The sequence below is a fragment of the Modicisalibacter sp. MOD 31.J genome (assembly GCF_020147985.1).
In the GTDB taxonomy this organism is placed as follows: domain Bacteria; phylum Pseudomonadota; class Gammaproteobacteria; order Pseudomonadales; family Halomonadaceae; genus Modicisalibacter; species Modicisalibacter coralii.
The window spans coordinates 24943-47287 of the sequence record NZ_JAGXFF010000003.1; the positions used below are offsets into that span (position 1 = coordinate 24943).

Sequence of the window (22345 nt, forward strand, 5' to 3'; positions counted from 1 at the left end):
CAGCGCGAATGAATCAGTGCGTGGTCGCGGGACGCACGTCGATCACTTCCACCTCGAAGGTCAGGGTACGCCCCGCCAGCGGATGATTGAAGTCGACCTCGACGCGCTTGTCGCCGATCTCGGCGATCACGCCCGGCAGCTCGCCGCCGGCCGCATCAGCGAACGACATCACCAGCCCCTCCTCCAGCTCGTCGATATTCTCGAAGCTGTCACGCGGGATCGACTGCACGTTCTGCGGGTTGTGCTGACCGAAGGCGTGCTCGGGGGTGACGGTGTAGCTGCCCGTGTCGCCGGCCGTCAGCCCCTCGATGGGCTGCTCGAAACCGGGCGGCAGGTTGCCGTCGCCGACCTGGAAGGTCGCCGGCTGCTTGTCGCGCGTGGAATCGACCACCGTGCCGTCCTCGAGTTTGAGGGTGAAGTGCAGGGTGACTTCCATCCCCTCGCCGATGCGGTATTCGCTCATGATAGATGGCTCGTATAGCTGTTGGGTCACGACCGGGCGCGCCGGGCGTCGCGCAGGGATTCGACGATCAGCCCCAGGGCCCCCAGCGTAATCGCGGTGTCGGCCAGATTGAAGGCGGGGAAGTAGTAGCTGCCCCAGTGGAAGGACAGGAAGTCCACCACATAGCCGTGCATCAGCCGGTCGTAGAGATTGCCCAGCGCGCCGCCGATGATCAGCGCGAGCGAGGCGGCGAGCCAGGTCTCGCCGCGCTTGAGGCGGCTCAGCCAGATCGTCAGGCCGACGCTGGCGCCGACGGCGATCAGCGCGAACAACCAGCGCTGCCAGCCGTCGTGCCCCGCCAGGAAGCTGAACGCCGCGCCGGGGTTGTGCAACAGGGTGAGGTTGAACACCGGCAGCAGCCGCAGCGGCTCGCCATAGGCCAGCAGCTGGCTGGCCAGCGCCTTGGCGCCCAGATCGAGGGCGATCACCAGCACCGACAGCCACAGCCAGCGCAGAGGCCGGCGCATGGGCGTCGCCTCGCCTTGTCGCTCCACGGCACGCTCCTTCATGGCGGCTTCCTCGTTGGCCTCGGGGCCGTCGACCTCAGGCATAATGGCGCGTCTCGCCCGGCCCGTCCGGCAGGTTGCTGATGCAACGCCCGCACAGGTCCGGATAGTCGGCATGCTCGCCGACGTCGGGGCGATGATGCCAGCAGCGCTCGCACTTGGCATGCGGGCTGACCGCCACCGCCACCGCCAGGCCCTCGAGTTCGGTGGCCTCGGCCGCGTCGTCGGCGCTATCCCGCGAGACCAGGTGTACCTCGCTGGTCAGCAGCACGAAGCGCAGTTCGTCGCCCAACCGGCCCAGGGTCTCGCGCAGGGCGTCGTCGGCGTAGAGGGTGACCTCGGCGGAGAGCCCGCTCTTGATGCGCTTGGCGTTGCGCGCGTCCTCCAGGCACTTGTTGACCGCCTGCTTGACCTGCAGCACCCGCTCCCAGAACTCGCGGCCGAAGGCGGCGTCGTCGCCGAGGGTCGCCAGGCCGGGGTAGAAGGTGTCCAGCAGCACGCTCTCGCGACGCTTGCCGGGGATGTGCTCGTAGATCTCCTCGCCGGTGAAGCTGAGGATCGGCGCCACCCAGCGCGACAGCGCCTCGACCACATGGTAGAGCGCGGTCTGGCAGCTGCGGCGCGCCAGCGAGTCGGCCTGGGTGGTGTACTGGCGGTCCTTGATCACGTCGAGGTAGAAGCCGCCCAGCTCCCGCGAACAGAAGGTGTGCACCTGCTGGTAGACCTCGAGGAAGCGGTACTCGGTGTAGGCCGTCTCGATGCGTGCCTGCAGTTGCGCGGCACGATCGACCACCCACTGATCCAGCGCCAGCATGTCATCGAAGGCCACCGCGTCACGCTCGGGATCGAAGCCGTTGAGGTTGGCAAGCAGGAAGCGCGCCGTGTTGCGGATACGCCGGTAGACATCGGCGGTGCGCTTGAGGATCTCGTCGGAGACCGCCATCTCGCCGGAGTAGTCGGTGGAGGCCACCCACAGGCGCAGGATGTCGGCGCCCAGCTTGTCCATCACCGTCTGCGGCGACACCACGTTGCCCAGCGACTTGGACTGCTTGCGCCCCTTCTCGTCCACGGTGAAGCCGTGGGTCAGCAGCTGCCGATAGGGGGCGTGGCCGTCGATGGCGCAGCCGGTGAGCAGCGAGGAGTGGAACCAGCCACGATGCTGATCGGACCCCTCGAGGTAGAGATCGGCACGCGGCCCCCGGGCATGGCCGAGGTCGTGCGAGCCGCGCAGCACATGCCAGTGAGTGGTGCCGGAATCGAACCACACGTCGAGGGTATCGGTGGTCTTCTCGTAGTCGGCCGCCTCGTCGCCGAGCAATTCGGCGGCATCCAGCCGGAACCAGGCATCGATGCCTTCGGCCTCGATACGCTGCGCCACGGCTTCCATCAGCTCCAGCGTGCGCGGGTGCAGCTCGCCGGTGGCCTTGTGCAGGAAGAACGGGATCGGTACGCCCCAGTTGCGCTGGCGCGAGATGCACCAGTCGGGCCGGTTGGCGATCATGCTGTGCAATCGCGCCTTGCCCCAGGCCGGCGTGAACTGAGTGGCCTCGACGCCTTCCAGGGCACGCTCGCGCAGCGTCTTGCCGTCCTCGCCGCGGATGTCCATGCCCACGAACCACTGCGCGGTGGCGCGGTAGATCACCGGCGTCTTGTGGCGCCAGCAGTGCATGTAGCTGTGGGTGATCGTCTCGTGGGCGAGCAGCGCGCCGACCTCTTCGAGCTTGGCGACGATCTGCGGGTTGGCCTTCCAGATCAACTGACCGCCGAAGAACGCCAGGTCGTCGACATAGACGCCGTCGCTCTGGACCGGGTTCTTGATCTCGTCGAAGTCCATGCCATAGGCGCGGCAGGTGACGAAGTCATCCTCGCCGTAGGCCGGCGCCGAGTGGACGATGCCGGTCCCCGCGTCGGTGGCCACGTAGTCGCCCAGATACACCGGCGACAGGCGGTCGTAGAACGGGTGACGGAACTGCAGGTTCTCCAGGCGCGCGCCGGTCGTGGTGGCCAGCGTCTCGCCACGCAGCCCGAAGCGCTCGAGGCTGCTCTCGACCAGGTCCTCGGCCAGCACCAGCAGCCGCTCGCCGGTATCCACCAGCGCGTAGTCCACCTCGGGATGGACGTTGAGCGCCTGGTTGGCGGGGATGGTCCAGGGCGTGGTGGTCCAGATCGCCACCGCCGCCGGCTTGTCCAGGCCGTCCAGGCCGAAGGCCTCGGCCAGCGCGGCGGGGTCCTCGGCGAGGAAGGCCACATCGATGGCGTCGGACTGCTTGTCGGCGTACTCGACCTCGGCCTCGGCCAGTGCCGAGCCGCAGTCGAAGCACCAGTTGACCGGCTTCAGGCCCTTGAACACGTAGCCGTGACGCACCATCTCGGCCAGCGCCCGCACCTCGCCCGCCTCGTTGGCGAAGTCCATGGTGCGGTACGGATGCGCCCAGTCGCCGACCACGCCCAGGCGCACGAAGTCCTCGCGCTGACCGTCGATCTGCTCGCTGGCGTACTCGCGGCACAGGGCGCGCGCTTCCTGCGGCGGCAGATGCTTGCCGTGGAGCGTCTCGATCTTGTGCTCGATGGGCAGGCCGTGGCAGTCCCAGCCCGGCACGTAGGGCGCGTCGAAGCCGGCCAGGCCCTTGGCCTTGACGATGATGTCCTTGAGGATCTTGTTGAGCGCATGCCCCAGGTGAATGCTGCCGTTGGCATAGGGAGGGCCGTCGTGAAGCACGAAGAGTTCCCTGCCCCGGCGCTCCTCGCGCAGGCGGTGGTAGAGATCGAGTTCCTGCCAGCGCTCGATGCGTGCCGGCTCCCGCTTGGGCAGGTTACCGCGCATCGGGAAGTCGGTTTCGGGCAGGTTCAGGGTGTGCTTGTAGTCGCTCATAGCCTTGGTGTCAGCCGTCGTCATGGTCGGCGGAAGCGTCCGCCGAGAAGTCGGAAGTCGTGGATGCCGGTGCCAGCGGTGCCGATGCCAGGTCGGCGACGCAGGTGTCGTCGCACGAGGCGACGGGATGCGCCCGGAAATAGTCGCGCGCGCAGGCCTGGTCGGCACGAATCTGGCGCTTGAGCGCCTCGAGCCCGTCGAAGGTCACCTCGCCACGCAGTCGCGCGCAGGGCAGGACGTCGATGCACTGACCGTAGAGATCCACCTCGACGTCGAACAGGTGAACCTCGAGAACCGGCCGTCGGCTGCCCACCGTGGGCCGCCAGCCGATGTTCGCCACCCCCGGCAGGCAGCGCCCGTCGGCGAGCCGGGTGACCACCGCATAGACCCCGCGCAGCGGCATCGGCCCGGGCAGCAGCGGTACGTTGGCGGTGGGCGTGCCGATGGTGCGGCCCAGGCGCTGATCGGCGACCACCCGGCCGCCCATCCGGTAGGGGCGCCCCAGCATGCGCGCCGCCTGGAAGAAGTTGCCGCTGGCCAGCAGCGTGCGCACCCGGGAGCTCGACACCCGCTCGTCGTCGAGCACGAAGGTATGGGTGTGCTCCACGGCGAAGCCCTTGTGCTCGCCGGCCTCGCGCAGCAAAGCGAAGTCGCCGCGGCGGTCGCAGCCGAAGCGAAAGTCGTCGCCGACCACCAGATGACGCACGCCCAGGCCGTCGACCAGCACGCGATCGATGAATTCGTTGGCGGTCAGGCTGCGCAGCGCCTCGTTGAACGGCAGGCAGACGATGCGCTCGGCGCCGTGCTCGGCGAGCAGACGCGCCTTGTCGCGCAGCCGGGTGAGACGCGGCGGCGCCTGATCGCCGGCGAAGTATTCCCGCGGCTGGGGCTCGAAGATCACCACCGTGACCGGCAGGCCGAGCGCCTGCGCGCGCTGGCGCAACTGGCCGAGAATCGCCTGGTGACCGCGATGCACCCCGTCGAAGTTGCCGATGGTCGCCACGCACCCCCGGTGTCGTTCTTGCAGGTTGTGCAATCCGCGAATCAGTTCCATGGCGTCGCTCACGCGTCGATAAAGGGAGCAATTATAACGAAGGGGGTGGGGCTTGACAGCCGCCGCCCGCCCTCATCCGTGCAGCCGGAAGTCGCGCAGGCGCATCCCGGTGGCCGCCAGCCAGGCGAAATAGGTCAGCGCACCGCCGATGACCAGCGCCCCGAGGGTCGCCGCGCGCCGGGTCACGCCCCACTCCAGCCAGACGTGCCAGTCCGGCGAGAACCACCACAATCCCGTCGCCATCAGGCCGCAGCCGCCCAGCAACTGCAGGGCGTAGCGCCCCCAGCCGGGCTGGAAGACCAGCACCCCACGGCGGCGCAGTCCCCGGGCCAGCAGGCCGGCGTTGACGAAGGCCGACGCCGAGGTGGCCAGCGCCAGGCCGGCGTGGGCCAGCGGCAGGATCAGCGCCAGATTGAAGCCCATGTTGGCGACCATGGCGACGATGCCGATCTTGACCGGCGTGGCGGTATCCTGGCGGGCGAAGTAGCCCGGCGCCAGCACCTTGATCAGCATGAAGGCCACCAGCCCCACGGCGTAGGCGCGCAGGCTCATCGATGCCATGACGATGTCGTGGTCGGTCATCGCCCCGTAGTGGAACAGGCTGACCAGCAGCGGCTCGGCGAGCACCGCCAGCGCCAGCGCCGCGGGCAGGCCCAGCAGCAGCACGGCGCGCAGCGACCAGTCGAGCATCCGGGCGAAGTGCTCCCGCGACTGCTCGGCATGGCGCTTGGAGAGCGCCGGCAGGATCACCGTGCCGATGGCGATGCCGAACACCCCCAGCGGCAGCTCGACCAGGCGATCCGAATAGTACAGCCAGGACACGCTGCCCGAGGCCAGAAACGAGGCCAGCACGGTGTCCAGCAGCAGATTGATCTGCGACACCGAGACGCCGAACAGCGCCGGCGTCATCAGCCACAGGATGCGCCGCACCCCCGGATGGCGGAACGCCGGCCACGGGGTCGGCAACAGCCCGAGCCGGGCCAGGAACGGCACCTGGAAGGCCAACTGGACGGCCCCGGCGATCAGCACGCCCCAGGCCAGCGCCATCGACGGCACCGTCATCCAGGGCGTCAACCAGACCGCGGCACCGATCAACGCCAGGTTGAGCAGCACCGGGGTGAAGGCCGGCACCGCGAAACGGTTCCAGGTATTGAGTACGCTGCCCGAGAACGCCGTCATCGAGATCAGCAGCAGATAGGGGAACGTCAGCCGCAGCATGTCGGCGGTCAGGGCGAGCTTCTCGGGGTCGCGGCCGAAGCCCGGCGCGAACAGCCAGGCCAGCCATGGCGCCGTCAGCATCGCCAGCGCCGTGAGCAGCGCCAGCACCACCGCCAGGCTCCCCGATACGGCGTCCAGCAGTTCGCGGACCTCCTCGCGGGTACGCCGGGTGGCGTACTCGGAGAGTACCGGCACGAAGGCCTGGTTGAAGGCCCCCTCGGCGAACAGGCGGCGCATGAAGTTGGGGATCTTGAAGGCCACGAAGAACGCATCCGCGCCACTGCCGGCACCGAACAGCGCCGCGATGGTCACGTCGCGCACCAGCCCCATCACCCGCGAGAGCATGGTCATGGCGCTGACCACCATCCCCGAGCGCAGCAGACCGCCGCCGGCCGCAGCGCCTCCGGCGGTCTGTCCCGCGTCCGCCTCGCTGGGCACGGCATCGCCCGCGGCGGGAGCGTCCACCGAGACGTCCTCTTCGCTGATCAGGCGATGGTCCTCGCGCGATGTGTCCCGATCGGATGCCACCAGCCGCTCCCCTCTTTCGCTCGGCACGCTGTCAGCACGCACCAATCCGCACGCACAAAAAAACCGGCCGCAGCCGGTTTTTTCCCAAGTGCATCACGAGCGCCGATGGAAGCGGCACTCGCTGCCTCAGTGGCTCCGGCTTACGCAGCCAGCGCCTTGATCCGCTTGTTGAGGCGGCTCTTGATGCGGGCCGCCTTCTTCTTGGACAGCGCGTCCTTGTCGGCGATGCGGTCGATGACCGGCTGTGCCTGCTTGAAAGCATCCATGGCCTGGGCGTGATCGCCGGCCTGGACCGCCTTGAGCACGCGCTTGACGTAGGTCCGCACCATGCTGCGCTGACTGGCGTTGTGCTTGCGACGCTGTTCCGCCTGGCGTGCGCGTTTCTTGGCTTGCTTGGTATTCGCCACCGTAATCTCCTTGGAGAATCGCTAAATTCGGTAGTAAGTCTTTGACCAGCTTCGACTCTTCGGATTCGCCGAAGCGGTTTGGCCGTTCAGTAACCACGGGCCATGTCTGAGAGGATGCGGCATTCTAGCACGCTGCCCCGCGGCTTGCCACAGCCCGCGCAGTGCCTGCGCTCGGCTACAGCACCACCAGGTTGTCGCGATGGATCAGTTCCGGCGCTTCCATGTAGCCGAGGATCGCCTCGATCTGATGACTCGGCTGGCCGAGGATGCGTGCCGCCTCGTCGCTGCCGTAGTTGACCAGGCCCTTGGCCACCCGCTCGCCCTGTTCGTCGACGCAGACCACCATGTCGCCGCGCACGAAACGACCGACGAGCGACTTGACCCCGACCGGCAGCAGGCTCGACCCCCGCGCGCGCAGCACGCTGACCGCGCCGGCATCGAGAGTGAGCGTGCCGCGCACCTGCAACTGACCGGCCAGCCAGCGCTTGCGCGCCGCCAGCGGGGCGTGCTCGGGGCGCAGCAGGGTACCCAGCCGCTCGCCGTCGATCAGCCGGGTCAGCACATCCGCCTGGCGCCCGCTGGCGATCGCCGTCACCGTGCCGGAGCGCGCCGCCAGCCGCGCGGCACGAATCTTGGTGGTCATGCCGCCGCGCCCCAGAACGCCGCCACCGCCGGCCACCGCCGCCAGCCGGGGGTCGTCGGCGCGCCCCTCGGGAATCAGCCGGGCCGCCGGATCGTGGCGCGGGTCGGCGTCATAGAGCCCTTCCTGATCGGTGAGGATCACCAGCGCCTCGGCCTCGAGCAGGTTGGCGACCAGCGCCCCCAGGGTATCGTTGTCGCCGAAGCGGATCTCGTCGGTGACCACGGTGTCGTTCTCGTTGACCACCGGCACCACGCGCAGATCGACCAGGGTGCGCAACGCCGAGCGGGCATTGAGATAGCGCTTGCGATTGGAAAGGTCGTCGTGGGTGAGCAGGATCTGGGCACTGCGCAGTTCGTGGCGGGCGAAATGGCCCTCGTAGCACTGCGCCAGGCTGGTCTGCCCCACCGCCGCGGCGGCCTGCAGCTCGTGGACCGCCGCCGGGCGCACGTTCCAGCCGAGCCGCGCCATGCCCGCGGCCACGGCGCCGGAGGACACCAGCACCACCTCGATCCCCCGCGCATGCAGGGCGGCGATCTGGTCGACCCAGCCACCGATCGCCGCCTCGTCGAGGCCGCGCCCGTCGTTGGTCAGCAGCGCGCTGCCGATCTTCACCACCACCCGCCGCGCGCCGGTCAGCGCCTCGCGGCCCGGCGCCTGCTCGTCGTCGTGCATATCGCCCTCACCCGTCGCCGATTACGCTCAGGGAACGTACTCGACCTCGACGTCATGGTCCTCGTCGTCGTCATCATCGTCCAGCTCGTCGTCGCCGGCCGGCTTGCGCTTGCGGCTCAGCCGCGACTCGGCACGCGCCACCGCCTCGGCGTCCATCCGCTCGCGCATCTCGCGCTCGTGCTCGGCGACCGTCTCGTCCTCGACCTCGAGAATGCGCTGCTCGGTCAGCCAGCGGTACACCGCCTGAACCAGCGCATCGGTGCCCTGACTGGCGATCGCCGAGATGCGATACACCGGCCCCTGCCAGTCGAGCGCGGCGACGATCGCCGCGGCGCGCGCCTCGCGCTCTTCCTCGGGGAGCAGGTCGAGCTTGTTGAGCACCAGCCAGCGCGGGCGCTCGGCCAGCGCCGGCGAGAACTGCTCGAGCTCGCGGGCGATCGCCCGGGCGGAGTCGACCGGGTCCGACTCGTCGAAGGGCGCCACGTCCACCACGTGCAGCAGCAGCCGCGTGCGGGTCAGGTGCTTGAGAAAGCGCAGGCCCAGCCCGGCACCTTCCGAGGCGCCTTCGATCAGCCCCGGCACGTCGGCCATCACGAAGTGCTCGTGCATGCCCAGCTTGACCACGCCGAGATTGGGCACCAGCGTGGTGAACGGGTAATTGGCGACCTTGGGCTTGGCGGCCGAGACGGCACGGATCAGCGTCGACTTGCCGGCGTTGGGCATGCCCAGCAGGCCGACATCGGCCATCACCTTCATTTCCAGGCGCAGGTTGCGACGCTCGCCGGGCGTACCCGGCGTGGTGCGCCGCGGCGCGCGGTTGGTCGACGACTTGAAGTGGATGTTGCCAAGGCCCCGGCGCCCACCCTGGGCGACCATCACCACCTGGCCCGCCTCGGTCACGTCGGCGATCACCTCGAGGGTGTCCTCGTCGATCACCGTGGTGCCCACCGGCACCTTGACGTGCAGATCATCGCCGGCTTTGCCGCTCATCTGGCGACCCTGGCCCGGCTGGCCGTTCTGGGCCTTGTAGAAGCGCTGGTACTTGAAGTCGATCAGGGTATTGAGCGCATCGTCGCCGATCAGGTAGACGCTGCCGCCATGGCCACCGTCACCGCCGTCGGGACCGCCCTTGGGCACGAACTTCTCGCGGCGAAAGCTCAGGCAACCCTTGCCGCCATTACCGGCCTCGGCAACGATCGATGCTTCGTCGACGAATTGCATTGTCACTCTCCCGACGGCACATGCCGCCATGATACAAGAAGGCCCCGCCATGGCGGGGCCTTCTCGTCAGGGTTCGCGGCGGTCTCAGGCGGAGACGACGCTCACGAACTTGCGGTTCTTCGGACCCTTGGTCTCGAACTTGACCACGCCTTCGTCCAGGGCGAACAGGGTGTGGTCCTTGCCGATGCCGACACCGGTCCCGGCGTGGAACCGCGTGCCGCGCTGGCGGACGATGATGTTGCCCGGGGCCGCTGCCTGGCCGCCGAACAGCTTGACGCCAAGGCGCTTGGATTCGGAATCGCGGCCGTTGCGCGTACTACCGGCTGCCTTCTTGTGAGCCATTGCAAATACCTCGCTCGTTCGGGGGAGTTGCCGCTTACGCGGAGATCCCGGTGATCTTGACTTCGGTGTACCACTGACGGTGGCCCTGACGACGCATGGAGTGCTTGCGGCGACGGAACTTGATGATGCGAACCTTCTCGCCACGACCATGAGACACCACTTCGGCGCTCACCTTGGCACCGTCGACCAGCGGCGCGCCGACCTTGACGTCGTCACCGTCGGCGACCAGCAGCACCTGGTCGAAATCGAGGCTGTCGCCGGTGGCCACTTCAAGCTTCTCGAGCTTCAGGGTCTGGCCTTCCTGGACGCGGTATTGCTTACCGCCACTCTTGATAACTGCGTACATGCTTCTCTCCAGACACTCATCGGGGTGGGCTCTTCATCGACCTGCGGCGAGTGGCGCCCCTTCCGGCAGCCATCTGACAGGGAGCGTGATGAGTAGGGTCGCGGATTATAACCGCCGAGACGCCCCGCGACAAGAGCGCTCGACATGCGTCACCCCGCGTGACATGCCGCCTTGACGCCCCCTACCCCCCCTCATAGCATAGCCACACGCCTTGACCGGACTCGGGCTCGACTGTCACACGCTTCGCCGACGCGCGTCGGGCCGTTCACGACGCCCCGGCGAGCGATGTCGCGACCGATGGGCATCGCCAAGGCGACACCGGACGAAAAGCCGACCGGGCCGATTCCTGACACCGTATTGCCGAGCGCAGGCAGTGTTCGTACAGAGCCTAAAGCCTGGCGGCGCCTCGGGATGCCTCAACTCCATGACAGACGCCCATATCATGCAACCCAACGCATCGCCCTTACATGCCGCGGTGGCCGAGGATTTCGCCGCCGTCGATCGCACGGTCATCGACCAGTTGAGCTCCCGGGTCCCGCTCGTCGAGACCATCGGCCGCCACATCATCGAGGGCGGCGGCAAGCGCCTGCGCCCGCTGCTGGTCCTGCTCGCCGCGCGCGCGCTCGACTACGCCGGCGACAAGCACATCACCCTCGCCACCCTGATCGAATTCATGCACACCTCGACGCTGCTCCACGACGACGTGGTCGACGAGTCGAGCCTGCGCCGCGGCCGGACCACCGCCAACGAGCAGTGGGGCAACGCCCCCTCGGTGCTGGTCGGCGACTTCCTCTATTCCCGCGCCTTCCAGATGATGGTCGAGGTGGGCTCGATGCCGGTGATGGAGATCCTCTCGGCGGCGACCTGCACCATCGCCGAGGGCGAAGTGCTGCAACTGACCAACGTCGGCAACCCCGACGTCGACGAGGCCGCCTACTTCGAGACCATCATGGGCAAGACGGCGATGCTCTTCGAGGCCGCCTCGCACAGCGGCGCGATACTCGCCGGAGGCGAGCCCGAACAGCAGGAGGCCCTGCGCCTCTACGGCCGCCATCTGGGGCTGGCATTCCAGTTGATCGACGACCTGCTCGATTATCAGGGCGATGCCGGCACCATGGGCAAGAATGTCGGCGACGACCTCGCCGAGGGCAAGCCGACCCTGCCGCTGATCCAGGCCATGCGCGACGGCACGCCCGAGCAGGCCGCCCTGATCCGCAAGGCGATTCGCCGGGGCGGGCTCGACTCGCTCGACGAGGTACTGGCGATCGTCAACGAGACCGGCGCGCTGGACTACACCCGGCGGCGCGCCGAGGAGATGGCCGACCGCGCCCTGGCCCAGTTGAATTTCCTGCCGCCCAGCCGCTACCGCGACACCATGGCCGAGCTGGCCCGCCTGGCCGTCGATCGCCAGGCATGAAATCGGGCTTGCCAAGTACGCCGCAGTGCGTATAATGCAGCCCCGTTGAGGCACAGCCCCAACGGCGTCGGAGTATAGCTCAGCTTGGTAGAGCGCTGCCTTCGGGAGGCAGAGGTCGTAGGTTCGAATCCTGCTACTCCGACCAAGGAATCCCGTAAAAACGGCCACTTAGCTCCTCGGAGCGGTGGCCGTTTTTCGTCGCGGGCATCAGCCAGATCCCTTCTCGGCCGGAATCGGGCTTTCGTAGCGTTTCATATCACGGCCAATGTCGGCGGCACATCGCCTCGGATGCTGGCCCGCTTGTACGACTCGACCAGTGATTCATCAATCCCAGCCAACGACCTGCTTGTAATATTCTGCTTGCTCTTCCGGCATTCTTTCGAGCAGGACCCGGAGTGTAAAGGCGCCCTGCTTGACGCCGTTGTGCTCGAAGGACCAGTCGCTCACCACATCAGCGTCAAAACTCACCTTCTGACCGAGACTGACAGCCTTCACGACCTCTGCCTCATTGGCGATGACCCCTTCAAAGCCTGACGACGTCAGCGAGATATCGGACACCCAAAAGTGCTCGGTGCCCTGCTCATCGGTTACCGCCACCTTGAGCGTAAAATTGGAGTCGCCATCCTGCGGCGACTTCAAGCGCTCGACGAAGACATCAAGACTCTCTCTGGCCTTCTGTATGGCCTTGTTCATCTCGACGTCGTTTCTGGGAACTTCAATGACCTCGCTACGCCCCCTTTCCTCCGCCCATGCCGTGGCAGAGAAAAGAACCAGGCAACACAGCAATATGATACGAATCACGCCACCTCCACTGACATCCATTACTCCACGGGACCAAACTCCCGGTCCTCTCAAACTCCCGGCCCTCTATTGTAACGCCATGAAACAAGAAAGCCTGCCCATACAAGGCAGGCTTTCGCATGAGAGAGGCCAGGTGACGACCACGTCCTCACCTGGCCACAAGGTCTGCCCGCCCATCAGCCTGGCGATTCTCGGTCATGGGCGACTCGACATGAACCACTTCGCCCAGTGGCTGGCATGGACCGGTAACGGTCTTATCTATCTGGCGTTTTTGATCAAGCGCGGCGGCAGCCTGCGGATCTCGGAACCGGCGTGAACCTATGGGAGCCCCGGGGACGGCGTCGGGCTGGCGTCATCCCGCTCCCGCCATCTGGCGATCAACCACTGCTTGACCCGCTCGGCGTCGGGTGTCGGTTCCGGTGCGCGTCGATGCACGAGGTAGAGGTGGCGTCGCGCCGGCAGGGAGGCGCTGAAGGGCACGACGAGGCGCCCCGACGCCAGGGCGTCACGGCCAAGCAGGTTATCCGCCAGCGCCACCCCCAGCCCCTGCTCGGCGGACTGCAGGGCCAGCATCGCGAGGTCGCAATGCAGGTGGCTCACCGACCGTGCCGGTAACCCGTGCGCGTGCATCAGTCGCTGCCAGTCCGCGTGGAGACTGTCGTGCAGCAGCGTGGTGCCATCGAGCCGGCCCGCCGCCAAGGCCGGGAACGTCTCGAGATAACGAGGGCTGCACACGGGAAAGACGTCCAGCATCACCAGTCGGGTGCAGTCCAGGGTGTCGTCGGGGCGGGTCAGGTAACGCAGGGCCAGGTCGCTGCCGCTCGCCTGCAGCTCGTGCAGCAGGGAAGAGGCATGGAGATGCAGCTCGATATCGGGAAAGCGGTCACGGAACGCGGGCAGCGCCGATCCCAGAACCAGCGCCGCGAACCCCGGCGGCACCGCCAGCCCCACCACCCGGGCGCGATCCACCCGTTGGATGGTCTGACTGACGCCGACCAACTCTTCCATCAAGGGCACCACCCGATGGTAATAGGCGTTGCCCGCCTCGGTCAGGGCGATCGAGCGGGCGCGTCGCCGGAACAGGGCAAAGCCCAGCCAGTGCTCCAGCAGCTTGACCTGCTGGCTGACGGCGGCGGCGGTCACGCTGAGTTCCGTCGCGGCCTGCTTGAAGCTGAGATGCCGGGCGGCGAGGCAGAAACACTGGATCGCCTTTAGCGGGGGCTGGCTCATGACCTAGATATTCTCACTCATGTGCGCAAGATTTCTAGCTTGTTAAGCGCGTGACGCACCGCCGATGATAGCGCTTCGTTCGCCATCATCCGGAGCGTCGCCATGTCCATCACTCGCCTGCCCACCGGCAGCCTCTGGTTGATCGTCAGCGGCTGCCTGCTGCTGATGCTGTCGTTCGGCCTGCGCTCGAGCTTCGGCCTGTTCGTTGAGCCGATTCAGGCATTCACCGGCTGGGGACGCGACATCATCGGGCTGGCGCTGGCGATCCAGAATCTCGCCTGGGGGGTGGTCGCCGTGCTGGCCGGCGGGCTGGCCGACCGTTTCGGCCACGCCAAGGTGCTGATCGCGGGTGCCGCCCTGTATGCCCTGGGCATCTGGATGACCGCCGACGTGGCGGCGATCTGGGTACTGAACGGGGGCACGGGCTTCCTGGTTGGCGCGGGCGTGGCCGGCACCGCCTTCGGCATCGTGCTGCCGGCCATGGCAGGCGCCGTGGCACCGTCACAGCGGCAGTGGGTACTCGGTGTGGGCACGGCGGCGGGGTCCATGGGCCAGTGCCTGCTGGTACCCGTCATCCAGCGGCTGATCGATGGCCTCGGCTGGAGCGGCGCCCTGCACGTGATGGCCCTGATGGCGCTGGGCATGGCCGTGCTGGCCATGCCGCTGGCGGCTCGCCACGGCATGCCAGCGGAACACGGCGAATTGACATCGCCCCAGAGCGCGCACGATTTTCGCGCGACCCTGAGCCTGGCGCGCGGCCATGCCTCCTACTGGTTGCTGACACTGGGCTTCTTCGTCTGCGGCTTTCATATCGGCTTCATCACCGTGCATCTGCCACCCTTCCTGGACGATGCCGGTTTCGATCCGGCCGTCGCCGCCTGGTCGATCAGCCTGATCGGCCTGTGCAACGTGGCCGGCGCGCTGCTGTCGGGAGTCTGTTCCGGGCGCTTTTCCATGCGCGGGGTGCTGATCGCGATCTACGGCGCCCGCGCGGTGGCGACCACGCTGTTCCTGCTGCTGCCGCTGAGTCTACCCTCGGTGCTGGGGTTCAGTGCCGTGATGGGCTTGCTGTGGCTGGCCACCGTGCCGCCGACCACCGGGCTGGTAGCGGCGATGTTCGGCACCCGCTACATGGCGACCCTCTATGGCGTGGTCTTCCTCGGGCACCAGCTGGGCAGTTTCAGCGGTGTCTGGCTGGGGGGCTGGCTCTACGAGACGACGGGCAGCTATGACGGCGTGTGGTGGACCGCCGTGGCACTGAGCCTGGTGGCCATGGCCCTGCACTGGCCGATCAGCGACCAGCCGGTGCAGGGCCGGGATGCCACCGTGTCGGCATAGACTGTGCGAGCCCCGGGGGCGCCCGATGGGGTGGTCAGGCGAGAGGCACCAGCAGTGGCAACCGAGGAGTGAGGTTTTGCAGCGTGTCTATCAGGTAGACGACACGCAAAAGAGCGGCGGGACGTTGATCCTCGGGAGCCCCTGCGAGGCCGTGAATGGCGTAGGCAAGCGGGGCTAGCCCGGCCGTTTCGAGCCGCGTCGCGATCCCGGCAAGACGGCTGAGACGACGCTCATCGGCCATGCGTCCGCCGAGTTCCGCGAGCGCCAACGCCTCGTCGCGCGCTGCCGCAATCCACTGATCGGTGATGCTCGTCTCGCCGCTCCGTCGGGAGAAGTCCAAGCACCGCTCTTCCCTTGTCAGCCCCTCCGGCAACCGTTGGCAAACGGATCCGCGTTGGTCCTCACTCTTGACCAGTCCGGGCTTGCGCGGCAAGTCATCGAGAAGGACGAGTTCGTCGAGGACAAGCGGCTCGGCCGTCTGCGTCGTCCGGTCGGTGCCGTCGAGAAGGCGGCGGTAGCCCCCAGCGCGAGGGCCCGCATCCGCCCCAGCGTGCCGGGACCGGGCCATGATGCCGAGCGGTGTCAGTCGTACATTGCCCGCGACGCGACTCGCAGATAGCGCGATGACACAATGTCCCGCTTCCGCGCGCAGTCGCTGCACATGGTCGAGAACGCGCAGCATTGCATCCTCCGATCCCGACGCATTCAGCTCGATCCATTGTCCGTGCCGATCACGGACGGGGATCGCCAATGCCTGCGCAAGAGGATCGAACCAGGGTCTGCCGAATACCTGAACACCGAGATAGGCGGGAACGGGTCGACGTCCATCGGCGAGAGCCGCCGCGCGAATGCATGTGGCAAGCCCCATGACATCGTGAAGGCATCTGGCGGCCGTGACGGCCTCGCTCTCGTCCGCCGACTCGCCATCACGGTGATCGACGAGTATATCGGCAAGGCTCTGGTCGAGCCGTTCAGCCCGGCCGTGCTTGCCGAGGGAAAGCCGACCTTCCGGTCCGCATCGTGCCCCGGTGAGCCGAAAGACCGAGGTGGCAAGCTCCATCAGAGAAAGCCCGAAGACCGGCTCGCTCCGTGACGCCTCAGCCGGTTCGAAACCGGGGTCCTGGCCGCCGGCGCGGGCGAGCGTCGCATGGTAGACAGCCGACGGCGTGGAGCGGTCGTCAGGCAGCGTTCTAAAATAGGCGGTCACACCACGCGCGCCGGCTGGCGTGTGCCAGACCGATAGCCCGTGGCCGACGAGGATCAGGTCGCCCAGCGGTTCGGCCGTGGCACGCACCTCTCCGCGCAACCGGGCGTCGTGGGGATGGGCCTTGAGGGCGGCAGCGATCGCATAGGCCTCGGCCGTCTCCTCCAGTGTCCTCGATGGCTGCGTATCGGACGCCTCCCGCGCCGCCTTGCGACGGATGGTGCCGGCGACCTGAAGCAGCGCACGGGAAAGCCGCGGCATGGCATCGGCGCGCGACGAGAGGGCCAGATCGAAGAGCCGGTCTGTCAATGCTTCGGATGGGGTCGCCAGGCCGTAACGGGCGGCATCTTCCAACGCCTCGAGAACCGGATCCAGAAAGTCGCTCCGAATGCCGGAAGCGATCTCGCTTCGGGCCGATGGAGGATCCGTTGCCTCTTCGATGCCCGTCTGGCGTCGCAGCGCCAGAAGCGCCGCGGCATGGCGAACCTTCGTGGGCCGCGCCGCCGGATCCCCCTTCGAGATCATCGCCTGCGGCCCGCCGCCTGCGAGGTAATGCACGGTGGGCTCACCCGGCAGATCGATTAACGCCTTGTGACCCTCGAAGCGGATGGCGGGTGGCCGGCCCGTCTCGATGAGACCGGTTAGCAGGGCTTCGGCATCGCGCAGTACGGCACGCCCGAAGATCCTGGCCAATCGGCAGGGTTGGAGCGTCCCGACCTCGGTCGCGATTGCCGAAGCCCCGGCGCCGTCCGGGGTGATCCCATTGGGCGACCCAACGTCTTCGGCGCCCGCCGCCGCACTGCCCGGTCCCGCGTCGTGCGCCGGCGTGGCTTCATCGGTCTTGGCCGTGTCGCACGGTGCCAATTCCGAGGCCCGGAGGCGAAGAATGCCCGCGAGGATGTGCCGGCAGATACCTGTCGCACTGCACGTGCAATCGGCGCCGCTCAGCCCCTGGGCCGTGATGCGAGCAGCCTCGAAGCGGACGCGCTCGCCATCGACGATCAGTACTATTTCTTCGCCGTTTTCCTCGTCGATCACCGCTTTCCCTCTCCTGACGTCTCGTTCGGCCCGGCGCAAGAGTCCTCGCGAACCGACCGCCTCGAGAGCCGCGTCGTCGAAAAGCAGGAGCCGTTCGCGCAGGGACGGCAGGGAAGGTGAGGTCGGCGTCATCGGATCTGCTCGGCCACCCATTCGGCCAGCCGGTCGGGGGTCAGTGCCGAGACGGGCATGCCGGCATCGGCGAGCCGCCCGGCCATTGCCCGATCGAAATCGGCACGCCCGCTCTCATCGAGTGCGGCAACGCCGAGAAGGCGTATCCGCGCGCTGGCCATCCGACGAATCGCGGCGATGAGCGGGCCCGGCGAGGCGCCTTCGTGGAAGTCACTGACCAGAATGAAGAGGGTGCGTGCTGGATTCCTGATCAGCCGGTTCTCGCAATAGGCGATCGCTTTGCCAATATTCGTGCCGCCACCCAGTTGAACGGACAGGAGTAGCTCGACCGGATCGCCGACATGGTCAGACAGATCGACGACCGACGTATCGAAGGCGACGAAACGCACGCTGAGACCGGGCAGACGGGCAAAGATCGCCCCCATGACGGCCGCATGGATCAGCGAGGGTGCCATCGACCCCGACTGGTCGACACACAGGACCACCTCCCAGGGAATGCCCCGACGCCGACGCTCGTAAAATCGCACCTTGTCGACGATCAGCTTGCCCCGCTCAGGGTCGTAATTCCTGAGATTGGCCCGAATCGTCCGGTCCCAGGCGATATCGCGCGCCGAGCCCTTGCGCTCCGTCGTTGCTGCCCGCATTCGCGCGCCGGTCAGCACCGGAAGCGTTTGCGTCTTCAAGCGCTCGAGCAACTCCTCGACCACGCGCTGGGCGATCGCTCTCAGCAGTGACGCCACCGCCGGATCGGCACGGTGCCTCAAGGAGAGCATTGCCGCCAGAAGGTCGGGACGTGGCTCGATCTCCTCGAGGGCGGTGGGGTCGGAGAGGATATCGGTCATGCCGAAATCGGTGAGAGCGTGCCCCTGGACGTCCTCGCGGACGGATTTCGGAAAAAGCTCGCGCATCTCGCCGAGCCAGTCGGGAAGGGTCATCTGCGTCGGATCGAGGCCGGCGGAGCGCTTCTGGCCACGCCGACGCCCCGCTTCGAGGTCGAGCGTCAGACCACGCCGGCGATAAGCGCGGCCATAGACATGGTCGAGGGCATGATCCCTGCGCGCGTCGAGCCCCGACAGGCAGGGTCCGCCTCCCATGCTGGCACTCAATTGACTTTCCGCGAAGCGGCCGAGGGCGAGGCGCCAACGACGTACACTCTCCTGCGCGGCTTCCGATGTCTCGCTCATCGCTGCGCCTCCTCTTCCCGCTCGTCACGTAGCCAGTGGTCGAGACCACGGGCCTCGATGAGGCCGGTGAGGGCACGCGAACGCGCGAGATTGTCGCGTACCTCGCTCTCGCCAACATGGGGCATGTCGAGATCGAGCGGCGCGGGGAGCGACTGCAACGAGCCGATCCGTGCGGCGAGCGCGTCCACCTCGTCCGGGTCGAGGACACTCAAGGTCTTGCGCAAGGCCGGGAGAAGGGAGAGGAAGCTGTCCTCGTCGATACGCGCGAGAAAGGCATCGACCACGCCCAGCACCTCCTCGGACCTTCGCAGCAGTACGGCGGAAACGGCAAGTGCACCGTCGAGCGGGCCGCAACGTTCCTGCGGAGACAGGCTGGCCGCTTCCAGGCCACTACGCACCACCTGGGCGACATCACCCTCGGACCGCCAACCGGAGAGAAAGCCGATGGTTGCCAGGACGCCCGCCAGGGCGCCTTGCGGCATCGCGGCTATCAGACCGCGCAGCCGGTCCTCGAAGACGGCCCGATCGACGCGCGGGGCAGAAGCCGGCGCAGCCCCCTCTTGCCCCTGGACTGGAACCGTCTCGTCGGCTCCCCCCATCGTCGTGAGCCGCTGGGTCAGATGATAGAGATCGGCGAGCGCGCGTGCGTCAGCGGGCATCGCCGCCGCGGGCGCGTCAATCAAGGTGGGAATGAGATCGAGCGTGCGCCGATAAGCGGTTTCGACAAGCGGCGCGAGCGCCGCCGTCCGCGACAACCCGAGCACACGGCGACCGCGCCAGAGGCCCTCGAGACGCGCCAGCGCCCGGACCAGCCGGGAGAAATCCGCGTCGGCCGCCAGCGCCTGGTCAAGATGCGGGAAGATGTCGTGGGCATGAGCAAGCACGCCGGCCTTGGCCGCGTCGCCGAGCAGGGCGACGGCGGCCTCGGAATCATCGCTGCGCCCGGCGTTCTCCAGCGCGACGATCGCTTCGCGCAGAACGAAGACACAAGCCGCTTCCAGCGTGTCTCCGGTCGCAGCCAGGGCTGTCAGCCGCGCCTCTACCGAGGGGAGCCAGGCATAGGTCCAGACCTCGAAAAGGACGGGCTTCATCCCTTTGGCAGTAGCCAGGTTCGGCCCACGCTTCAGCGTGGCAAAGTCCGTCTCAAGCAGCGCCATCGCATGAGCGAAGCGGCTCGCCGCCCGATGCCGCGCCTTGCGATGAATATCGAGTTGACGCGTCTTCACCGACGGCTCGTCGATCGAGAAACGCAGCGCCTCGGCCCGGCGGCGCGCGGCATCGAGAAGCGGCGGGGTGCCGGCTTCCTTCGGCACTTTTCCAATCCCGGCGCCGGTCATCAATTCGTGCAACGTCTCGAGGATGTCCGAACCGTAGAACAGATCTTCGTCCTTCAGGAGACAGGAGCGGGCCGCATCGAGGATCTCCGAACGCCCCGGCCCCGGCAACTCACGGAGCCGGGCCAAGGCCTCGGCATGACGCACCGCCTCCGTAAGCGTGGGCAGGGCCGGCGGCAGGCTACCCTCTCGCCGGCGCAAGGCCTCCGCCAGGTCGAGGAAGGTCTCGGTCGCCAGGCGCGAGGCGGCGTGATCTCCCGTCTCGGCCATCGCCAGGAGCCGAGCATAGTGACGCGGGCTCGGCATGCCGCTGGCATAGCCGTTCAGCAGGTCGAGATCGGCTTCGGTGTAGCGCACCAGATAGGCGCGGTCGGCGGCGTGGGACGGGGCCACCTGACCGTTCTCAGGCCGCCTTTGCGGGTCGCTTGGCGGATCGAGCAAGGCGGGCGTGTGGATGCCGCCGAAGATCGCGGCGACGGGGCGCCCGCCGGCGGCCGCCTTGGCCTCTGCCAGTACGTCACGCATCATGGCCTCACGGGCAAGCATGCCATCCTCGGCCATCTGGCGCTCGCTCGTCGTCTCGCGGCAGAGGAGGCAGTCGCGCCCGACATCGGCGAAGAACTGACGCCAATCACTGTCGCCCACCCGTGACTCGAAGAGCCGATCCCAGACCTCGTTGAAATCCCGCGCACCGACCCGACGGATGAGCGCCTGTGCATAGTTCGAATAGGTGATCGCGTCCTCGTCGGTGAGTACCTGCGGCGTCAGGCGCGCCGCCGACGTCTCCTGCTCGCCCTCGTCATGCAGGGAGAGTCGCACGCCGCTCGGCAGATCCGCGAAATGCAGCGAGGCACCGATCGCGCCCGCCGCCTTCAGGGCCACCCATTCCGGAGCGCTGTCCGAGATCGGCCAATAGCCGAGGACCGCTGGAGCAAACCGGTCCCGGGAGTCACGATCGATGACCGAAACGATCGCAATCGGTGGCTCGGTCTCTTGGTGGGCGAGTAGCGGTACCAGCGGCTCGAAGTCGGCGGGCATCTCGAGGACGATCGCCGCCGGCCTCAGCTCGGCCAGTGCACGCTTGAGATGCAATGCACAGGCGGGGCTGTGATGGCGAATGGGAAAGTGGAATACCCCGTCGGTACCGCCGACCAGCCGTTCGCCATAGACTCGCAAGCGCTCGCGCAGCGCGGCGCCGCTCTCCGGCCCGTCCTCGCCCGTCTTCTGCCGCGCCGGGCTCACCGGCCTTCGCCCTGTCGTCCGACACTGCGGGCGACATCGTAAAAGTCGCGCCATGCCTTGCTGGACCGGGCCCGATCCTTGGCGACGTGATCCACATAGGCCTGGAACTTGCGAATATCGGCCTCGTCATCCTTCAATACGACACCGGCCATCTGCCGTGCCATATGGGCGCCGGTGACCACCCCGTCGGCCAGGTAGGCCGCCTCCAGACTCGCCGAATGAGCGACATTGACGGCCTCGGCCGTGGACATGACGGCCGTCGGCTTGTCCAGCGCGACGCCCTCGGCGGTCCTGCCCGATCGCAGATCCGAGAAGGCGGACACCAGAACATCGAGAACGTCGGCGGGCAGCGTGGGTTCGATGGTCTGGCCGGCCAGCCGCGAGGCGACGCGCGCTTCGATCAATTCACGCTCGAAGGTTCGGTCGGCGATCGGCGACACGGTCTCGAAATTGAAGCGGCGCTTGATCGCGCTCGACATCTCGTTGACTCCGCGATCGCGCAGATTGGCCGTGCCGATGACGTTGAAGCCGGGAGCGGCGCGGACCGCCGTTGCGCGGCCGAGTTCCGGGATGGTGATCGTCTTCTCGGAAAGAATGGAGATGAGGCTGTCCTGGATTTCCGGCGGGCAGCGTGTGATCTCCTCCATCCGCACGATCTGACCGGCCTCCATCGCCTGCATGACCGGCGACGGGACGAGTGCCCGGCGGCTCGGCCCCTCGGCAATCAGCATCGCGTAGTTCCAGCCGTAACGGATCGCATCCTCCGAGGTCGAGGCCGATCCCTGAATCAGCAGATCGGAGGCGCCCGAGATCGCGGCGGAAAAGAGTTCGCCGAGCATGGACTTCGCCGTTCCCGGCTCGCCGACCAGCATCAGGCCCTGCTCGCCCATCAAGGAGACGATCGCCCGCTCCACCAACGCGTCGTCGCCATAGAACTTGCGGGATAGCCCCCGTTTTTCATCCCCAAGGACGAAGCGACGCACCGCTTTTGGCGACAACCGCCAGCCCGGCGGCCGCGGCCCCTCGTCGGTCTCGGCAAGACGCTGCAGCTCGTCCTCGTAGCGACTTTCAGCGGGACGGCGGAGATAGGTCTTGCAAGCTTCCTCACGCATCG

At 67.4% G+C, this 22345-nt stretch carries 19 protein-coding genes and 1 tRNA gene; 4 read left to right on the forward strand and 16 right to left on the reverse strand.

Features of this window, described 5'->3' with window-relative positions; translation table 11 throughout:
* Positions 1 to 13 precede the first annotated feature (13 nt).
* From fkpB to rplU, 10 genes are all read right to left on the reverse strand, one after another.
* Entirely contained in the window at positions 14 to 463 is a 450-nt protein-coding gene (gene fkpB / locus KGR00_RS10725; protein WP_129140911.1) for an FKBP-type peptidyl-prolyl cis-trans isomerase, read from the reverse strand.
* Positions 464 to 489: 26 nt separating this feature from the next.
* Entirely contained in the window at positions 490 to 1011 is a 522-nt protein-coding gene (lspA, locus tag KGR00_RS10730) for a signal peptidase II (protein WP_224419850.1), read from the reverse strand.
* A gap of 34 nt (positions 1012 to 1045) precedes the next feature.
* The gene (gene ileS / locus KGR00_RS10735) at positions 1046 to 3880 is read right to left on the reverse strand and encodes an isoleucine--tRNA ligase (RefSeq protein WP_224419849.1); all 2835 of its coding nucleotides are present in this window, start codon (positions 3878 to 3880) and stop codon (positions 1046 to 1048) included.
* Between the two features lie 10 nt (positions 3881 to 3890).
* Positions 3891 to 4934: a bifunctional riboflavin kinase/FAD synthetase gene (ribF, locus tag KGR00_RS10740; RefSeq protein ID WP_129140908.1), complete on the reverse strand. Its 1044-nt coding sequence runs from the start codon at positions 4932 to 4934 to the stop codon at positions 3891 to 3893.
* Positions 4935 to 5006: 72 nt separating this feature from the next.
* Positions 5007 to 6590: a murein biosynthesis integral membrane protein MurJ gene (gene murJ / locus KGR00_RS10745; protein WP_267899215.1), complete on the reverse strand. Its 1584-nt coding sequence runs from the start codon at positions 6588 to 6590 to the stop codon at positions 5007 to 5009.
* A 230-nt stretch (positions 6591 to 6820) separates the two neighbouring features.
* A complete protein-coding gene (gene rpsT / locus KGR00_RS10750; RefSeq protein ID WP_129140907.1) occupies positions 6821 to 7087 on the reverse strand; it encodes a 30S ribosomal protein S20 in 267 nt (88 codons plus the stop codon).
* Between the two features lie 175 nt (positions 7088 to 7262).
* Positions 7263 to 8402 carry a glutamate 5-kinase gene (gene proB, locus KGR00_RS10755; protein ID WP_129140906.1) on the reverse strand — a complete coding sequence of 380 codons (1140 nt, stop codon included), beginning with the start codon at positions 8400 to 8402 and terminating at the stop codon, positions 7263 to 7265.
* A gap of 27 nt (positions 8403 to 8429) precedes the next feature.
* Positions 8430 to 9623: an Obg family GTPase CgtA gene (gene cgtA, locus KGR00_RS10760; protein WP_224418649.1), complete on the reverse strand. Its 1194-nt coding sequence runs from the start codon at positions 9621 to 9623 to the stop codon at positions 8430 to 8432.
* Between the two features lie 84 nt (positions 9624 to 9707).
* Positions 9708 to 9965, reverse strand: coding sequence for a 50S ribosomal protein L27 (gene rpmA / locus KGR00_RS10765; protein ID WP_129140904.1), 258 nt, complete (start codon positions 9963 to 9965; stop codon positions 9708 to 9710).
* Between the two features lie 34 nt (positions 9966 to 9999).
* On the reverse strand, positions 10000 to 10311 hold the full coding sequence (rplU, locus tag KGR00_RS10770; protein WP_092849665.1) for a 50S ribosomal protein L21: 312 nt from the start codon (positions 10309 to 10311) through the stop codon (positions 10000 to 10002).
* Positions 10312 to 10735: 424 nt separating this feature from the next.
* Here rplU and ispB point away from each other — a divergent pair, with 424 nt between their 5' ends.
* Both ispB and KGR00_RS10780 read left to right on the forward strand, forming a co-directional pair.
* A complete protein-coding gene (gene ispB, locus KGR00_RS10775) occupies positions 10736 to 11728 on the forward strand; it encodes an octaprenyl diphosphate synthase (RefSeq protein WP_203234876.1) in 993 nt (330 codons plus the stop codon).
* A gap of 68 nt (positions 11729 to 11796) precedes the next feature.
* A tRNA-Pro gene (locus KGR00_RS10780) sits at positions 11797 to 11873 on the forward strand.
* A gap of 179 nt (positions 11874 to 12052) precedes the next feature.
* Here the strand turns inward: KGR00_RS10780 and KGR00_RS10785 are convergent.
* Entirely contained in the window at positions 12053 to 12529 is a 477-nt protein-coding gene (locus KGR00_RS10785; protein ID WP_224418648.1) for a DUF2314 domain-containing protein, read from the reverse strand.
* 133 nt (positions 12530 to 12662) lie between these two features.
* Between KGR00_RS10785 and KGR00_RS10790 the strand changes: the two genes are divergently transcribed.
* Entirely contained in the window at positions 12663 to 12845 is a 183-nt protein-coding gene (locus tag KGR00_RS10790; protein ID WP_224418647.1) for a hypothetical protein, read from the forward strand.
* A gap of 2 nt (positions 12846 to 12847) precedes the next feature.
* On the opposite strand, the gene KGR00_RS10795 is transcribed toward KGR00_RS10790, so the two are convergent.
* The gene (locus tag KGR00_RS10795) at positions 12848 to 13759 is read right to left on the reverse strand and encodes a LysR substrate-binding domain-containing protein (RefSeq protein ID WP_224418646.1); all 912 of its coding nucleotides are present in this window, start codon (positions 13757 to 13759) and stop codon (positions 12848 to 12850) included.
* A 102-nt stretch (positions 13760 to 13861) separates the two neighbouring features.
* On the opposite strand from KGR00_RS10795, the gene KGR00_RS10800 reads away from it, so the two are divergent.
* Entirely contained in the window at positions 13862 to 15097 is a 1236-nt protein-coding gene (locus KGR00_RS10800) for an MFS transporter (protein ID WP_224418645.1), read from the forward strand.
* Between the two features lie 34 nt (positions 15098 to 15131).
* Here the strand turns inward: KGR00_RS10800 and KGR00_RS10805 are convergent, their stop codons facing one another.
* Genes KGR00_RS10805 through KGR00_RS10820 form a run of 4 tightly spaced genes read right to left on the reverse strand, consistent with a single transcriptional unit; the run spans position 15132 to position 22343 of the window.
* Positions 15132 to 17471 carry a hypothetical protein gene (locus KGR00_RS10805; RefSeq protein ID WP_224418644.1) on the reverse strand — a complete coding sequence of 780 codons (2340 nt, stop codon included), beginning with the start codon at positions 17469 to 17471 and terminating at the stop codon, positions 15132 to 15134.
* Complete coding sequence (locus KGR00_RS10810; RefSeq protein ID WP_224418643.1) at positions 17468 to 18655, reverse strand: VWA domain-containing protein; 1188 nt, start codon at positions 18653 to 18655, stop codon at positions 17468 to 17470. Before KGR00_RS10810 ends, KGR00_RS10805 begins: the two co-directional genes overlap by 4 nt.
* Entirely contained in the window at positions 18652 to 21231 is a 2580-nt protein-coding gene (locus KGR00_RS10815) for a DUF5682 family protein (protein ID WP_224418642.1), read from the reverse strand. Before KGR00_RS10815 ends, KGR00_RS10810 begins: the two co-directional genes overlap by 4 nt.
* Positions 21228 to 22343 carry an AAA family ATPase gene (locus tag KGR00_RS10820; protein ID WP_224418641.1) on the reverse strand — a complete coding sequence of 372 codons (1116 nt, stop codon included), beginning with the start codon at positions 22341 to 22343 and terminating at the stop codon, positions 21228 to 21230. The genes KGR00_RS10815 and KGR00_RS10820 overlap by 4 nt, the downstream gene beginning before the upstream one ends.
* Positions 22344 to 22345 lie beyond the last annotated feature (2 nt).

Bases quoted from the DNA above. Each gene is read 5' to 3' on its own strand.
- fkpB (WP_129140911.1), bottom strand. From the start codon at position 463: ATGAGCGAATACCGCATCGGCGAGGGGATGGAAGTCACCCTGCACTTC.
- lspA (WP_224419850.1), bottom strand. From the start codon at position 1,011: ATGAAGGAGCGTGCCGTGGAGCGACAAGGCGAGGCGACGCCCATGCGC.
- ileS (WP_224419849.1), bottom strand. From the start codon at position 3,880: ATGAGCGACTACAAGCACACCCTGAACCTGCCCGAAACCGACTTCCCG.
- ribF (WP_129140908.1), bottom strand. From the start codon at position 4,934: ATGGAACTGATTCGCGGATTGCACAACCTGCAAGAACGACACCGGGGG.
- proB (WP_129140906.1), bottom strand. From the start codon at position 8,402: ATGCACGACGACGAGCAGGCGCCGGGCCGCGAGGCGCTGACCGGCGCG.
- cgtA (WP_224418649.1), bottom strand. From the start codon at position 9,623: ATGCAATTCGTCGACGAAGCATCGATCGTTGCCGAGGCCGGTAATGGC.
- rpmA (WP_129140904.1), bottom strand. From the start codon at position 9,965: ATGGCTCACAAGAAGGCAGCCGGTAGTACGCGCAACGGCCGCGATTCC.
- rplU (WP_092849665.1), bottom strand. From the start codon at position 10,311: ATGTACGCAGTTATCAAGAGTGGCGGTAAGCAATACCGCGTCCAGGAA.
- ispB (WP_203234876.1), top strand. From the start codon at position 10,736: ATGACAGACGCCCATATCATGCAACCCAACGCATCGCCCTTACATGCC.
- KGR00_RS10795 (WP_224418646.1), bottom strand. From the start codon at position 13,759: ATGAGCCAGCCCCCGCTAAAGGCGATCCAGTGTTTCTGCCTCGCCGCC.
- KGR00_RS10800 (WP_224418645.1), top strand. From the start codon at position 13,862: ATGTCCATCACTCGCCTGCCCACCGGCAGCCTCTGGTTGATCGTCAGC.
- KGR00_RS10805 (WP_224418644.1), bottom strand. From the start codon at position 17,471: ATGACGCCGACCTCACCTTCCCTGCCGTCCCTGCGCGAACGGCTCCTG.
- KGR00_RS10810 (WP_224418643.1), bottom strand. From the start codon at position 18,655: ATGAGCGAGACATCGGAAGCCGCGCAGGAGAGTGTACGTCGTTGGCGC.
- KGR00_RS10820 (WP_224418641.1), bottom strand. From the start codon at position 22,343: ATGCGTGAGGAAGCTTGCAAGACCTATCTCCGCCGTCCCGCTGAAAGT.